This is a genomic window from Orenia metallireducens (genome assembly GCF_003001995.1).
Taxonomy (GTDB): Bacteria; Bacillota; Halanaerobiia; order Halobacteroidales; family Halobacteroidaceae; genus Orenia; species Orenia metallireducens_B.
In genome coordinates this window covers 306,287-320,600 of sequence record NZ_PVNB01000001.1, presented here as the reverse complement: position 1 = coordinate 320,600, position 14,314 = coordinate 306,287, and the positions used below count along the sequence as shown (strand labels likewise).

The window sequence follows — 14,314 nt, the reverse complement described above, 5'->3', positions numbered from 1 at the left end:
TGACTACTTTGTAAGTAATCAATAATAAGTACTAATTAACCCTTAAATAATCATTAAATACCTGTTATAATAGATGCAGTAATTAACGAACCGAAAGGGGTTTAAATAATGCAAATTAATTTAGTATTAATAGTAATAACTGTTTTGGGGCTGATTGCTAAGAACAATTCTCTGATTATCTCTGGAATAGTATTATTAGCTGTCAGGTTCCTTAAAGCAGAGCAAGTTTTGAGTATTATTGATAACTATAGTGTTAAAATAGGCATTATTCTAATTATGTTGGGGGTCTTAACTCCTTTGGCAACAGGAGATTTAAAATTGGAAGGGATAACAGAAAATCTATTAAATCCTCTTGCGATTTTAGCTCTAGTTATGGGAGTATTAGTAACTCAATTTACTAGAGAAGGGCTATGGTTGATGGAGAATCAGCCAACTGTAACGGTTAGTTTGGTTTCTGGTGTTATTTTAGGTGTTGCTTTCTTTAAAGGTGTTCCAAGTGGGCCTTTAATTGCTAGTGGGATTACAGCAGTTGTTTATAAGTTGATTTCTTTATTCTTATAAAGGTAGATTGGGGAGTAAATTTATAATAGGGAGTGGAGTTTGATGAAGAAGGTCTTGATTGCTTACTCTAAAGATGAGAAGATGCTTGATATAGTAGACGGCTTGAAGGTAGGTTTTGAAGAGCAAGGGGTTAAAGTAGATAGAGAAGTTATTTCAAAGAATTCAGCTAAAATTTATTTTGGTAGATATGATCTGGTAATGGTCGGTAGTTTTAATTTAGGGCTATTTGGAGGAAAGATAGATTCTAAGATAGATTTATTTTTACAGAATGCTAAGATGACTACTGGACAGGATGTTGTTGCTTTTGTACAAGAAAGATTTTGGGGAAAATCTAAAGCTCTCAAAATTTTAATGAATAAATTAGAATCTTTAGGGTGTGTTGTAAAGGATTTTAGAGAGTTATCAGATAAAGAAGCTGGTCAACGTTATGCAAAAGGATTTAAATTATAGTCTTGAAAAAATTAGGGCTAGAAGGTATAATTAATTATTGTTGTATTATAATATTTTGATAAATGATTGTTATTTATTAAATCTTAATAAATATAGAAAGAGGTTGGTATCTTGCCGCAAGAGGTAAAGATTAGAATTAATAGTTCACAGCTTGAAGGTTTAGATAAGAATGAGATTGCTTTTAAGACAAAAGGTTTACTTTATAATAAAAAGGGGATTTATTACTTAAAATATAAAGAAGATTTGGAAGGCTTAAAGGGTGTCGAAACTACTTTAAAGATTAAAGAAGATGAATTAACTTTAATTAGACAAGGGCAAGTAAGAATGATACAGGAGTTTGTTCTTGATAAGCAGAATAACTTTGATTATCATACACCTTATGGAACTTTAAGTTTTCAGGTTGAGGTAGAGGAATTGAATATAGATGTAGATTTTTTTCAAGGTGTAATTGATCTAAGCTATCAATTATATAATGGAGAAGAGCTGATAAGCAAGAATCAGTTAAATATAATTTATAAGGAGGATTAATATGGCTCTGGTGCAAAAGTTAGAGGAGAGATTGATAACAGAGATAGAGCAGGCGATTAATAATGCAAAAGAGCTGAATATCGAGAAGCTACCTAAGATTAAACTAGAAGTACCACGTGACTCAGCTCATGGTGATTTTGCAACAAACATTGCTATGGTTCTAGCTGGACAAGCTAAGATGGCTCCGCGTCAAATAGCTGAGATAATTAAAGAGAACCTAGCTGATGTAAAATTGATTGAGAAGGTTGAAGTAGCGGGACCAGGTTTTATCAATTTCTTTTTGAGTAATCAATGGTTATATGATGTATTAATAGAGGTTGAGAAACAGGGTGCAGATTATGGTAAGGTTAATGTAGGTCAAGATAAGAGGGTACAAGTAGAGTTTGTAAGTGCTAATCCAACAGGACCCCTTCATGTAGGTCATAGTAGAGGAGCAGTTGTTGGAGATGTAATGGCTAACTTGCTAACTGCTGCTGGCTTTGATGTTATTAAGGAGTACTATATCAATGATGCTGGAAATCAAATGAATCTTTTAGGGAAGTCTGTTGCAATTAGATATCAACAGCTATTGGGAGAAGAGGTTGGATTTCCTGAGGATGCTTATCAAGGTGATTACATAAAGGAGATCGCTCAAACGATTATTGATGAAGAGAATGATAAATACTTAAAAGATGCTCAAGCAGAGAATTATGATTATTTTGGAGAGCGTGCTTATCAGATATTATTAGCTAATATTGAAGATGATTTAGCTAGCTTTGGAATAGAGTTTGATAAGTGGTTCAGTGAGCGGACTTTACATCCAGATGCTATTAATGAAGTTGTTGCAGATTTTAAAGAATCTGGGTTTATTTATGATAAAGATGGGGCATTATGGTTTAACTCTAGTAAATTTGGTGATGATAAGGATAGAGTAGTAATCAAAGAAGATGGTGCTCCTACCTACTTAGCTGCTGATATTGCTTATCATAAGAATAAATATGACCGTGGTTTTGAAGAGGTTATCAATGTTTGGGGTGCAGATCACCACGGATATATTGAGAGAATGAAAGCAGTAGTTGAGGCTTTAGGCTATGATAGAGAGGCTTTACAGGTTATCTTAGTCCAACTTGTAACCCTATTACGTGATGGTGAGCAGGTACCTATGTCAAAGCGTGCTGGTAATTTTGTTACTATGCGTGATGTAATTAAGGAAGTTGGAAAGGATGCTGCTAGGTACTTCTATGTAATGCGTAGTACCGATAGCCATCTAGACTTTGATTTAGAGTTGGCTAAAAAAGAGTCTAGTGATAATCCTGTTTACTATATTCAATATGCTCATGCTAGAATCTGTAGTATCCTAGAGCAACTCAATAATGAGGAGATAGTTTTACCTCAAGCAACTAGCTTAGATTTAAGCCCGTTAACTGATGAGGCTGAGATTGATTTGATTAAGAAGTTAGCAGATTACCCAAATGAGATAGCAAAAAGTGCAGAGAGTAGAGCACCACATCATATAGCCCGTTATGCTTATGATTTGGCTGCTACTTTCCACAAATTCTATAATAAATGTCATGTCTTAATTGAAGACAAAGCTTTGCTGGAAGCAAGGATAGTTCTAGTTTTAGCTACTAAACAGGTATTGCTTAATGTATTAAACTTATTAGGAGTATCAGCTCCAGAAAGCATGTAATATAAAGGCAGTGATGAGTTAGAAGTAACGAGTAATGAGTAAAGGTTAAGAAGGAATAATTTGAATTAAAGTCAATTGATAAAATGATAATTAATGGGTCAAATATCTTTAAAGGCTTTACTCGTCACTGCTCACTTGTTACTTGCTTCTATTTACGAATTTGGTGGAGTTTAGAAGGACAGAATAATATCTAAGGAGGAATAGTTATGAATCAAATGTTAATGGCAACTATAAGTGGATTGATTGTGGGAGCTTTGTTTGGCTTTTTGAACCTACCTATTCCTGCTCCACCAAATTTAGCGGGAGTTTTGGGAATTATAGGAATATATCTAGGGTTTATACTCATTAAGTCTTTTACGTGAAGAAAAAAGGCTAGAAAATTAGGGGTAACTGTCTCTAAATTTTCTAGTCTTTTTATATGGTAGAAGCCAAGATAGACGTCTGACAAATAAGTTGGGTTGCTTGTAAGTGTGAGAAGTAGTGACCTCTTTTATTACTTATTGTTCAGTTTTAGATTAATTGCTCACACTAATATAAAGGAGGAGAATGTATGACAAAGTATATTTTTGTAACTGGAGGAGTTGTATCGTCTTTAGGTAAGGGAATTACTGCAGCATCATTGGGAAGGTTATTAAAAGAGAGAGGTTTAAAGGTTGCTGTACAGAAGCTAGACCCATATATAAATGTTGATCCAGGTACTATGAGTCCTTATCAGCACGGTGAGGTATTTGTTACTGATGATGGAGCAGAAACTGATTTGGATTTAGGCCATTATGAAAGATTTATTGATATAGATGTAAGTCAAAATTCTAATGTTACTACTGGTCAGATCTATTCTACAGTACTTGCAAAAGAGCGTAGAGGGGATTATTTAGGTGGAACAGTTCAGGTTATACCTCATATTACTGATGAGATGAAATCTAGAATCAAGCGTTTAGGTGATGATAAGGAGATTGACGTTGCTTTAGTAGAGATTGGTGGTACTGTAGGAGATATCGAAGGATTACCTTTCTTAGAGGCTATTCGTCAGTGTAAGAGTGATTTTGGTGCTGATAATGTAATGTATGTACATTGTACTTTAGTTCCTTACTTAGCAGCAGCAGGGGAACTTAAGACAAAACCAACTCAACATAGTGTTAAAGAGCTAAGAAGTCTAGGGATTCAGCCTGATGTAATTGTCTGTCGTACAGAACATGAATTACCTAAAGAGGTTAAAGAGAAGATTGCACTGTTTTGTGATATTGATAAAGATGCTGTTATCCAAGCTAAAGATGCTAGTTGTATTTATGAGTTACCATTAATTATGGAAGAAGAAGGATTGGCTAGAATTGCTCTAAAGAAATTAGGACTTCGTTCTAAGGTATCTGAGCCTAATCTATCAGAATGGAAGAAGATTGTTAGTACAATGAAGAATTTTGATAAGAAGACTACTATTGCAATTGTAGGTAAGTATGTAGAGCTACAGGATGCCTATATAAGTATCTCTGAATCATTACAGCATGCAGGTATTAGTAATGATGCAGAGATTGAAATTAAGTGGGTTCATTCAGAGGATATTGAAGAGGGTAATGCCGATAGTCATTTAGCTGATGTAGATGGTATCTTAGTTCCAGGTGGATTTGGAGATAGAGGTGTAGAAGGAAAGATAGAGGCTATTCGTTATGCTCGTGAGAACAAGGTTCCTTTCCTAGGAATCTGTTTAGGTATGCAATGTGCAGTAATTGAATTTGCTCGTAATGTCTGTGGATTAGATAATGCTCATAGTGCTGAGTTTATCGATACAGAGTATCCAGTAATTGATTTGATGCCAGAGCAGAAGGATATTGAAGATATGGGTGGAACAATGAGATTAGGTTTATACCCTTGTAAATTATCCAAGGATTCTATTAGTCGTGACTTATATCAAGAAGAGGTGATTTATGAACGCCATCGCCACAGATATGAGTTTAATAATCAGTTCCGTAAGCAGTTAACTGAAGCGGGATTATTATTATCTGGAGTATCTCCTGATGATAGATTAGTAGAAATCATAGAGGTCCCAGAACATCCTTGGTTTGTAGCAAGCCAGTTCCATCCAGAATTCAAATCTAGACCAAATAGACCCCATCCGTTATTCAAAGGATTTGTAGAAGCTACAATTAAATAATTTTGATTATTAAAAGCGAGAATCTTCTCGCTTTTTTTATTTGAATGCATATTTTTATTATTGCTAATTACTTTTTACTCTTTACTCGTCATTGTCTTATAAATAAATTTATTTTCTTGCGTATATCCATGGAATAATATGTCAATAATATTACTAACAAAAGATATATGGAGGAGATAATTATGAAAAGAGCTATATTAATTTTAATGATATTATTAAATGTTCTTATTTTGAATAATAATGTTGAGGCTAAGGAGATAACTGGAGAGATAATTGCAGTAAATGCAAAGCAAGATACTATATTACTAAAGTGTACTGACAATAGCATCAAAGAGTATAAAGTTAAGTTAAATGCAGAGCTTTCTTTAAACAATAGGAAGGTTTCCTTATTGGCTTTAAGGCCAATTACTCCTGATACATTTCAGTATGCCAAGGTTGATTTAGACAACTCTAAAGAGATAGTAGCAATAGCAAGTTTTTATAGTGTAGTTGATATCAAGGTTAAGGAGATTAATAAAAATTCGATTATTTTGCAGAATTTAAATACTGATGAAGAGGTGACATATACATTAGATTCAGAGGTAGAATTGATACGTAATAATTTTAAGGCTGATTTATCTGAATTAAGAGTTGGTGATAAAGGGATAGCCATCTTTGGTGTTGAGAATAGGCTAAATAAATTGGTTTTATATCATTATGAAGTCAGTGGAATGCTAACAGATATAGACTATCAAAGTCGCAGCATCACTATTAATATAGGTACTAGATTAAAGCCTTCTTTCAAGACTTATACCTTAAATAAAGCTACTAAAATAATCACTACAGCAGGAGAGATTGATTTAGATTCATTAATGGAATATAGCTGGATTAAGTTAGAGATTGGTCAAGATGTAAGGACTGTAGTGGCAAGGAGTATATAAGGAATCTATGAAAGATATTTTAGCATTATTGAATAATATTTTTATTTATATAAAAGGATTTCACTATCTGTGTAGAGAATAATTATCAAGGAAGGAGTGGAAAGGAGGGGGAGCCAATAATGTTACTTCAATGTAATGCTACTCTGGCCTGGAGATGTCCTCTTTGCGGAGAATTAGAATTAAATCAAATCAGTATCTTTGATTTTTCTGGAAAAAATAGATTAGAAATAAAATGCGGTTGTGGATATACTAAACTAGTATTTGGAAAGAGTAGTTCTAAAAAATATTGGTTAGAATATATTTGTGTTGTTTGTGAATCTACCCACAGGGTTTCACTTACCCAGGGGGAATTTTGGGCAAACAGGGTTAAAAAGATTAAATGTTTAGATAATGGAGCCGAACTAGGGTATTTAGGACCTTATGATGATGTCAAGCGATTGGCAGACCAAGAGGAAGAATATTTAAAGTTAATGATAGATAAGCTGGAATTTGAGGATTATTTTAATAATCCTGAAATTATGTTATCTGTCTTAAATGAACTACATGATATTGCAGAAGCTAATGGATTGGTCTGCCAATGTGGAAGTTCAGATATTGATATAGATATGTTACCTCGTGAAATAAGATTAACTTGCAATAGGTGCCATGGTGTAACTAGAATAAGTGCAGAGACTAAAGAGGATTTAGCATTTTTAAGGAAGATAAAGCAGATTAAAATTTTAGAAGGTGTAGTAAGTGCCTTAGAAGGAATAAATTTGTAATAGATTAGAGATGGATTTTAGAAAGAGATATAATTAAGAACAGAAGAAATTGTATTAGTTGGTAGTTAAGGGTGGGTAGTCTGTTGTTAATGGCATTGAGTGATTATTTATTGCTCACAGATTTTATTTCATAGATTACTCACCAAATAATATATTTTGCTATTATTGCGATTTTAATTCTTTAACAGTTTACATACTATTTTATTTAGAAATAGTTTTTTATAAAAGATATTTAATTTGATATATTTTTAATTATTGTTTGACTCTATACTTATTATAAGTCATAATATAAGAGGAGTGTATAATTATAATCAGTATATTAAAAAACTTTACATAAGGCATTTGTTTAGAAGGGCTTGTGATTAATATTACTTAGTAAGGGTAGTGTTCCAAATATTATAGTCATATCGTATCTATAAAATTTATTTTTATACGGGTTACTTCTTCAAAAAATGTCGAAAAAACTGAAACTAAAGAAGGATTTTTGTTCTTCTTTATGGAATAATAAGTATTGAAAATTTTAAGGAGGTTATAAGATTATGGCATTAGTATCAATGACTGACATGTTGAACAAAGCAAAAGAAGAGAAGTATGCAGTAGGACAGTTTAATATCAATAATTTAGAGTGGACTCAAGCTATCTTAGAGGCTTGTGAAGCTAAGAAATCACCTGTTATCTTAGGAGTATCTGAAGGTGCTGGGCGTTACATGGGTGGATTCAAAACCATAGTAAATATGGTAGCAGGTTTATTAGAAGATATGGACATTACTATCCCTGTTGCACTTCACTTAGACCATGGAACAAGCTTTGAAAGCTGTAAAGCAGCAATTGACGCTGGATTTACATCTGTTATGATTGATGCATCTCATCATCCACTTGAAGAGAACATTGCTACTACTAAGAAAGTAGTTGACTATGCACATGCAAATGGTGCATCTGTTGAAGCAGAATTAGGTACTGTAGGTGGAGAAGAAGATGGTATAATTGGAGGCATTAAATATGCTGACCCTCAAGAATGTAAAGAGCTAGTTGAAAAGACTGGTATCGATGCATTAGCGCCAGCATTAGGTTCTGTGCATGGTCCTTATGAGGGAGAACCTGATTTAGGTTTTGATGAAATGGCAGAAATCAGAAGTCTTGCTGATATTCCTCAAGTATTACATGGAGGAACTGGTATTCCAACTGCTGATATTGAAAAAGCAATCAGCTGTGGAACTTGTAAAATTAATGTAAATACTGAATTCCAACAAGCTTGGACAAAGATTGTACGTGAGGTAATCGCAAATGATACAAAAGTATATGACCCACGTAAAATCATTGGACCAGGTAAAGCTGGAATTATTGAAGCTGCTAAAGAGAAAATCGATACTTTTGGTAGTGCTAATAAAGCTTAATTTACAAAAATATATACTATTTTTTCAAAAAGGTGCAGAATTTGTTCTGCCCCTTTTTTCTGTTTAAAAATAATAAAAGTTATACGTCTAATGTATATAATTTTATATTATTTCAATTAGATGGAATTTTATAAATTAATTAATAATTTATCAATAATAAGGGGGATAATAGATAATGCAAAGAGAATTGGCAATTGAATTTGTTAGAGTAACAGAGGCAGCAGCCCTTGCTTCAGCAAGATGGATGGGCAGAGGAGATAAAGACTCTGCAGACCAAGCAGCAGTAGATGCTATGCGAGGAATGTTTGATACTATAGATATAGATGGAGAGGTAGTTATTGGAGAAGGAGAGATTGATGAGGCTCCTATGCTATACATTGGTGAGAAGATTGGAACTAGAGCGGGGGAGGTTCCTAAAGTTGATATAGCAGTAGATCCTTTAGAAGGAACAACTATTATTGCAGAAGGGCGACCTAATGCCTTGTCAGTTTTAGCAGTAGCTTCACATGGATCTCTTTTACATGCTCCAGATATGTATATGGATAAGATTGCTGTAGGTCCAGATGCTAAAGGAGCAATTGATATCGATGCTTCTGTAGAAGAAAATATTAAAGCTGTTGCTAAGGCAAAGGGTAAGGCTATTGAAGATATTACAGTAGTAATTTTAGATAAGCCTCGTCACCGTGTAGAGGATGGATTGATAGAGCAGGTAAGGAGGGTTGGAGCTAGAATTAAGTTAATTAAAGATGGAGATGTAGCTGGTGCTTTAGCTACTGCATTACCTGATACAGGGGTAGATATAATGATGGGGATTGGTGGTGCTCCTGAGGGGGTATTAGCAGCTGCTGGATTAAAATGTATAGGTGGAGATATGCAGGCTAGATTGATTCCTAGAAATGATGAAGAGATAGAGCGGGCTAAGGAGATGGGAATTGATAATGTGAATGAGGCTTTGAGGTTAGAAGACTTGGCTGCTGGTGATGAGATTATCTTTTCAGCTACTGGAGTTACTGATGGTGAGATGCTAAAAGGGGTTAGATTCCAAGAAAATAATGCTATTACTCACTCTTTAGTTATGCGTTCTAAGACAGGAACTATGAGATTGGTTGAAGCAATTCACTGTTTAGACCAAAAGCCTTTACCCTTTGATCAGGAATTTTAATTGACTGATTGATAGATAAAATGATATAATTAATGGTGAATTTCTTAGATAATGAAAAACAGTAACTTATTGACAAATAGGAGGAGTAGAGTTGTTAGAATTATGGATTATCTTTTTAATATCAGCAACAGTCATAATAATTGCTGGAACTAAATTATCAGATTATGGTGATGTTATTGCTGATAAAACAGGATTAGGGCAAGCTTTAGTAGGAAGTATTTTAGTAGCAGGTGCCACATCTTTGCCTGAGGTGGTTAGTAGTGGTACGGCATCTTTTATAGGTGCTCCTGATATTGCAATAGGAAATGTTTTTGGAAGTAATACCTTTAATCTAATGATTCTGGCTTTAGTAGATTTAATACATGGGGCAGGCCCATTTATGCTTAGGGTTCATTCTAAACATATCTTATCTGCATTATTAGGAATGTTATTAGCTGGATTTGCTACTTTGTTTATCTTAGTTAATAAATTAAGTGATTTTCATGTAGAGTTATTTGGAGTAGGTTTAGGTGCTATTGTAATTTTTTTGACTTATATAATTGGAGCACGTTTAATATTCCGTTATGAGAAGAAGAATAGGTTAGAGGATGAGCTTGAAGAAGAGTTAATAGAAGATGGTACATCATTGAAGAAGGCGATAATAGGTTTTGCTGTTGCCGCTATATTTATAATAATTTCTGGTATATATCTATCATCCTCAGCAGATAAAATTGCTAAGATAAGTGGACTTGATGCAACCTTTATGGGTAGTATTTTAGTTGCAGCAGCAACTTCATTGCCTGAAGTAGTTGCTTCTATATCAGCAATTAGAATCAATGCTTATGATATTGCTGTAGGAAATGTTTTTGGAAGTAATATATTTAATATGGTAATCATTTTAGTAGCAGATATATTTTATAAGGAAGGCTCTATATTGTCTGTGGTATCTTTAAACCATACTATAACAGCTACTTTAGGGCTAATATTGAGTGGAATTGCAGTAATTGGTCTCTTTTATCGTTCCAAAAAGACTTTCTTAACGGTAGGTTGGGACTCTATTGCAATAACAGGAGTTTATCTTTTTGGAGTATATTTGCTTTTTAAATTGGGAATTAATTTTTAGAGAGGGAGTTATTCTTAATGAATATTACTGAGTTGGAAGGGAAGACTATAACAGAATTATATGAAATTGCAAAAACTTTAGGAATCACAGGTTACACTAGATTAAAGAAAAAAGAATTAATTTTTGAAATATTGAAGTCTGAAACTGAGAAGGGAGGTTTAATCTTTGCTGAAGGGGTATTAGAGATACTTCCTGATGGATATGGATTTTTAAGACCATCTAAGTATGTTCCTAGTACCGATGATATCTACATATCAGCTTCTCAAATACGGCGTTTTGATTTAAGAAATGGAGACGTAGTCTCTGGACAAGTGCGACAGCCTAAAGAGAATGAGCGTTATTTTGCTTTACTTAGAATAGAGGCTGTTAATTATCAAAATCCTGAATTAGCTCAACAACGACCCCATTTTGAAGATTTAACCCCTTTATATCCACAAAAGAGAATAACTCTAGAGCATGATTCTAGTGAGATTTCTAGTCGTTTAATAGATTTAATAGCTCCAATTGGAATGGGACAACGGGGATTGATTGTTGCTCCACCAAAAGCAGGTAAGACTGTATTATTAAAAAAGATAGCTAATAGTATTACTACTAACTTTCCAGAATCGAAACTGATGATTCTATTAATCGATGAACGACCTGAAGAGGTCACTGATATGCGCCGTTCTGTTGATGCAGAGGTAATCTGCTCTACTTTTGATGAACCACCGCAAAATCATATTAATGTATCAGAACTTGTCTTAGAGAAAGCTAAAAGATTAGTAGAACAGAAGCAGAATGTTATTATTTTATTAGATAGTATAACTAGGCTGGCTAGAGCTTACAATGTAACTATTCCATCAAGTGGTCGTACTTTATCAGGAGGATTAGACCCAACAGCACTTCATAAACCCAAAAGGTTCTTTGGAGCAGCTAGAAATATTGAAGAGGGTGGAAGTTTAACTATCTTGGCTACTGCCTTAGTAGAGACAGGAAGTAGAATGGATGATGTGATTTATGAAGAATTTAAAGGTACAGGAAATATGGAGCTACATTTAAGTCGTAATTTAGCACAGAAGAGGTTATTTCCTGCAATCGATGTTAATCTTTCGGGTACTAGAAAGGAAGAGCTATTATTATCAGAGGCAGAACTTGATACAATGTGGAAGATAAGACGGAATATGAATAATAATCCGACTGAGATTATTGATTCCTTCATCAAACAATTAAAAGCAAGTAAAAATAATAAGGCAATGTTAAAGTCTCTACAGAAGATATTTTAAATCTTAGATTTGTGATAACTTGTAGTTCTAAATTATAGCTACTTGAGATAATTTTAGAGGTGAAAAAATGAAGAAAATTTTAATTGTTATCAGCCTATTTTTGCTGATAGCACCACTACCAGATGTTGAAGCAAGGACGAACTTAGACTTAAATTCTGACAGGGTCAATAAGCAATTAACTTTTTTTAGATACAAGGTAAAGGTAGGAGATACGCTTTGGAAGATAAGTAAGAAGTTTAATGTTGATTTATCTCTTCTTCTAAATCTTAATCCTGATCTTGCTAATAAAAATATGATTGTAGTTGGACAGAAATTAAAAGTCCCCCGTGGTAACGTTATCATTCATAGGATAAAAGCAGGAGAGACAATTTGGAGTATTGCCCAGGCACATAATACTAGTAGCTATGAGTTGGTTAAAGCCAATAATCTCAAACATCCTAATTTGATTAAAGTTGGCGATTTATTAATTGTCCCAATTGACAAGTCTAGAGATAAGGGTTATTCTGCTAAAGGGGCCTATTACTCAAAGGAAAGTAGTACCAATAAGAGATTAGGATTTATCTGGCCAACAAAATATAGAAGAATTACTTCTCCCTTTGGTAGACGGTGGGGAAGAATGCATAAGGGTATAGACATTGCTGCTCCAAGGGGGTCTTTAGTTAGAGCTGCTAAAAGTGGAGTGGTCACACAAAGTAGATATCTTTCAGGATATGGTAAAGCAATCTATATTGACCATGGTAATGGAATTTCCACCCGTTATGCTCATAATTCTAGATTATTAGTAAGAGCAGGAGAGAAAGTTTATCAAGGGCAGATAATTGCTTATTCTGGTAGTACTGGTCGTAGTACAGGACCTCATTTACACTTTGAAATTAGAATCAAAGATAAAGCTATAAATCCATTGACTTATTTAGATTAGGTTGCAATAGTTTTTTAACTATGTTATAATGTAAAAGTTGAAATATTGACCGAGTACTTATTAAGATGGCAAAGGAAAGAGGTGAGCAAAATGAAAAAAGAAATCCATCCAGAATATACAGATGCAACTATAACATGTGCTTGTGGGGAAGTTTTTGAAACTAAAACTACAACAGGTGACATGAAGGTGGAGATTTGTTCCAACTGTCATCCATTCTATACAGGTAAGCAGAAGACATCTGCTAAAGGTGGAAGAATCGCAAGATTCAAAGAGAAATATGGAATTGGCGAATAATAAAGGTAGCAGGGCTAAATGCTCTGCTATTTTTTATATTCAATGTAATTAGTTTATATGGAGTGATAAATGTAAAGTGAGTTCTTAGTTCATATTTACTGTACCCTTTGTTGAGAATCTGCTAATTAGCCATAAGCATAGTTTATATAGTTGACTAATAATTATAATCCCTTATTTATTCTAACTTTTAAATCATGTAATAAAGTGATAGAATTATATTTAGAAGATAAAAAATTCAGTATAGGGGGGAAATAGATGTCTAAAACTCAATATGGTGGTCAGGCTGTTATTGAAGGTGTTATGATGAGAGGTAAAAGCCATGTAGCTATAGCAGTCCGTAAAGAAGATGGACAGATAGTCTTAGATAGAAGAAAGCTGAAAGTACTAAGTGATAAATTTAAATTTTTAAAATGGCCTATCATTAGAGGGGTAGTAGCCTTATTCCAATCATTAATTTTAGGTCTACAGGCTTTAACCTTTTCTGCAAATCAGTTCAGTGAAGAGGAAGAAGAGTTAACATTTTGGGAATTAATAAGTTCTATGGGGGTTTCTTTTGGTCTGGCAATAGGACTTTTTGTGGCATTACCGGCACTATTGGTATCTTTTTTAGAGAATAATATTACTTCGGTTTTATTATTGAATTTAAGTGAAGGTATTATTAAGATTTCTTTCTTTTTGATATATATAGTAGCTATATCTAGGTTAGAGGATATTAAGAGGGTCTTTCAATATCATGGAGCAGAGCATAAAGTCATCCATAATTATGAATCCAAGTTGCCTTTAACACCAGAGAATGCCCAAAAATTCTCTACTCTTCATCCAAGATGTGGAACTAACTTCTTACTAATTGTAATGATGATGAGTGTACTATTGTTCTCATTTTTTGGAAAACCGACTTTAGTCAATAGAATTTTAATTCATATTGCTTTATTACCAGTTGTGGCTGGTCTCTCTTATGAATTGATTAAACAGGCAGGAAAGAAGAAGGTAAATAGATTATTTAAATTAGTAGCTCTACCTGGTCTATATCTACAAAAATTAACTACTAAGGAACCATCTTTAGAGCAGTTAGAAGTAGCTATTAAATCTTTAGAGACAGTATTAGAGGAAGAACGGGAAGTGGTTTAGACTTAAGTTTTGCGATAA

General features: G+C 33.7%; 15 protein-coding genes. All 15 read left to right on the top strand.

The genetic code is table 11. The features are described from left to right. Window positions 1-108 precede the first annotated feature (108 nt). Window positions 109-561 carry a DUF441 domain-containing protein gene (locus tag BX659_RS01405; RefSeq protein WP_097017352.1) on the top strand — a complete coding sequence of 151 codons (453 nt, stop codon included), beginning with the start codon at window positions 109-111 and terminating at the stop codon, window positions 559-561. A 42-nt stretch (window positions 562-603) separates the two neighbouring features. Continuing rightward, window positions 604-1,011, top strand: a complete 408-nt coding sequence (locus BX659_RS01400; RefSeq protein WP_097017353.1) for a hypothetical protein — start codon at window positions 604-606, stop codon at window positions 1,009-1,011. Between the two features lie 111 nt (window positions 1,012-1,122). Further along, entirely contained in the window at window positions 1,123-1,539 is a 417-nt protein-coding gene (locus tag BX659_RS01395; RefSeq protein WP_097017354.1) for a DUF1934 domain-containing protein, read from the top strand. Window position 1,540: 1 nt separating this feature from the next. Continuing rightward, on the top strand, window positions 1,541-3,208 hold the full coding sequence (gene argS, locus BX659_RS01390) for an arginine--tRNA ligase (RefSeq protein WP_097017355.1): 1,668 nt from the start codon (window positions 1,541-1,543) through the stop codon (window positions 3,206-3,208). Window positions 3,209-3,414: 206 nt separating this feature from the next. Further along, window positions 3,415-3,570, top strand: a complete 156-nt coding sequence (locus BX659_RS01385) for a XapX domain-containing protein (protein ID WP_097017356.1) — start codon at window positions 3,415-3,417, stop codon at window positions 3,568-3,570. A gap of 188 nt (window positions 3,571-3,758) precedes the next feature. Further along, window positions 3,759-5,354, top strand: coding sequence for a CTP synthase (locus BX659_RS01380; protein ID WP_097017357.1), 1,596 nt, complete (start codon window positions 3,759-3,761; stop codon window positions 5,352-5,354). A 182-nt stretch (window positions 5,355-5,536) separates the two neighbouring features. Beyond that, window positions 5,537-6,274: a hypothetical protein gene (locus tag BX659_RS01375; protein ID WP_097017358.1), complete on the top strand. Its 738-nt coding sequence runs from the start codon at window positions 5,537-5,539 to the stop codon at window positions 6,272-6,274. Between the two features lie 119 nt (window positions 6,275-6,393). Next, window positions 6,394-7,035, top strand: a complete 642-nt coding sequence (locus tag BX659_RS01370) for a hypothetical protein (RefSeq protein ID WP_097017359.1) — start codon at window positions 6,394-6,396, stop codon at window positions 7,033-7,035. Window positions 7,036-7,574: 539 nt separating this feature from the next. Beyond that, the gene (gene fba / locus BX659_RS01365; RefSeq protein ID WP_097017360.1) at window positions 7,575-8,429 is read left to right on the top strand and encodes a class II fructose-1,6-bisphosphate aldolase; all 855 of its coding nucleotides are present in this window, start codon (window positions 7,575-7,577) and stop codon (window positions 8,427-8,429) included. A 175-nt stretch (window positions 8,430-8,604) separates the two neighbouring features. Beyond that, the gene (gene glpX / locus BX659_RS01360; protein WP_097017361.1) at window positions 8,605-9,591 is read left to right on the top strand and encodes a class II fructose-bisphosphatase; all 987 of its coding nucleotides are present in this window, start codon (window positions 8,605-8,607) and stop codon (window positions 9,589-9,591) included. A gap of 91 nt (window positions 9,592-9,682) precedes the next feature. After that, window positions 9,683-10,693 (top strand): sodium:calcium antiporter, encoded by a 1,011-nt coding sequence (locus tag BX659_RS01355; RefSeq protein ID WP_097017362.1) that lies wholly within the window; start codon window positions 9,683-9,685, stop codon window positions 10,691-10,693. Window positions 10,694-10,710: 17 nt separating this feature from the next. Further along, the gene (rho, locus tag BX659_RS01350) at window positions 10,711-11,955 is read left to right on the top strand and encodes a transcription termination factor Rho (protein ID WP_097017363.1); all 1,245 of its coding nucleotides are present in this window, start codon (window positions 10,711-10,713) and stop codon (window positions 11,953-11,955) included. A gap of 67 nt (window positions 11,956-12,022) precedes the next feature. Then, complete coding sequence (locus BX659_RS01345; protein WP_097017364.1) at window positions 12,023-12,874, top strand: peptidoglycan DD-metalloendopeptidase family protein; 852 nt, start codon at window positions 12,023-12,025, stop codon at window positions 12,872-12,874. 90 nt (window positions 12,875-12,964) lie between these two features. Beyond that, window positions 12,965-13,168, top strand: a complete 204-nt coding sequence (gene rpmE, locus BX659_RS01340) for a 50S ribosomal protein L31 (RefSeq protein ID WP_068719578.1) — start codon at window positions 12,965-12,967, stop codon at window positions 13,166-13,168. Between the two features lie 255 nt (window positions 13,169-13,423). Next, entirely contained in the window at window positions 13,424-14,296 is an 873-nt protein-coding gene (locus tag BX659_RS01335) for a DUF1385 domain-containing protein (RefSeq protein WP_097017365.1), read from the top strand. The last annotated feature ends 18 nt before the right edge of the window (window positions 14,297-14,314 follow it).

Coding starts and splice junctions, on each gene's coding strand:
- BX659_RS01405 (WP_097017352.1), top strand. CDS start 109: ATGCAAATTAATTTAGTATTAATAGTAATAACTGTTTTGGGGCTGATT.
- BX659_RS01400 (WP_097017353.1), top strand. CDS start 604: ATGAAGAAGGTCTTGATTGCTTACTCTAAAGATGAGAAGATGCTTGAT.
- argS (WP_097017355.1), top strand. CDS start 1,541: ATGGCTCTGGTGCAAAAGTTAGAGGAGAGATTGATAACAGAGATAGAG.
- BX659_RS01385 (WP_097017356.1), top strand. CDS start 3,415: ATGAATCAAATGTTAATGGCAACTATAAGTGGATTGATTGTGGGAGCT.
- BX659_RS01380 (WP_097017357.1), top strand. CDS start 3,759: ATGACAAAGTATATTTTTGTAACTGGAGGAGTTGTATCGTCTTTAGGT.
- BX659_RS01375 (WP_097017358.1), top strand. CDS start 5,537: ATGAAAAGAGCTATATTAATTTTAATGATATTATTAAATGTTCTTATT.
- BX659_RS01370 (WP_097017359.1), top strand. CDS start 6,394: ATGTTACTTCAATGTAATGCTACTCTGGCCTGGAGATGTCCTCTTTGC.
- fba (WP_097017360.1), top strand. CDS start 7,575: ATGGCATTAGTATCAATGACTGACATGTTGAACAAAGCAAAAGAAGAG.
- glpX (WP_097017361.1), top strand. CDS start 8,605: ATGCAAAGAGAATTGGCAATTGAATTTGTTAGAGTAACAGAGGCAGCA.
- rho (WP_097017363.1), top strand. CDS start 10,711: ATGAATATTACTGAGTTGGAAGGGAAGACTATAACAGAATTATATGAA.
- BX659_RS01345 (WP_097017364.1), top strand. CDS start 12,023: ATGAAGAAAATTTTAATTGTTATCAGCCTATTTTTGCTGATAGCACCA.
- rpmE (WP_068719578.1), top strand. CDS start 12,965: ATGAAAAAAGAAATCCATCCAGAATATACAGATGCAACTATAACATGT.
- BX659_RS01335 (WP_097017365.1), top strand. CDS start 13,424: ATGTCTAAAACTCAATATGGTGGTCAGGCTGTTATTGAAGGTGTTATG.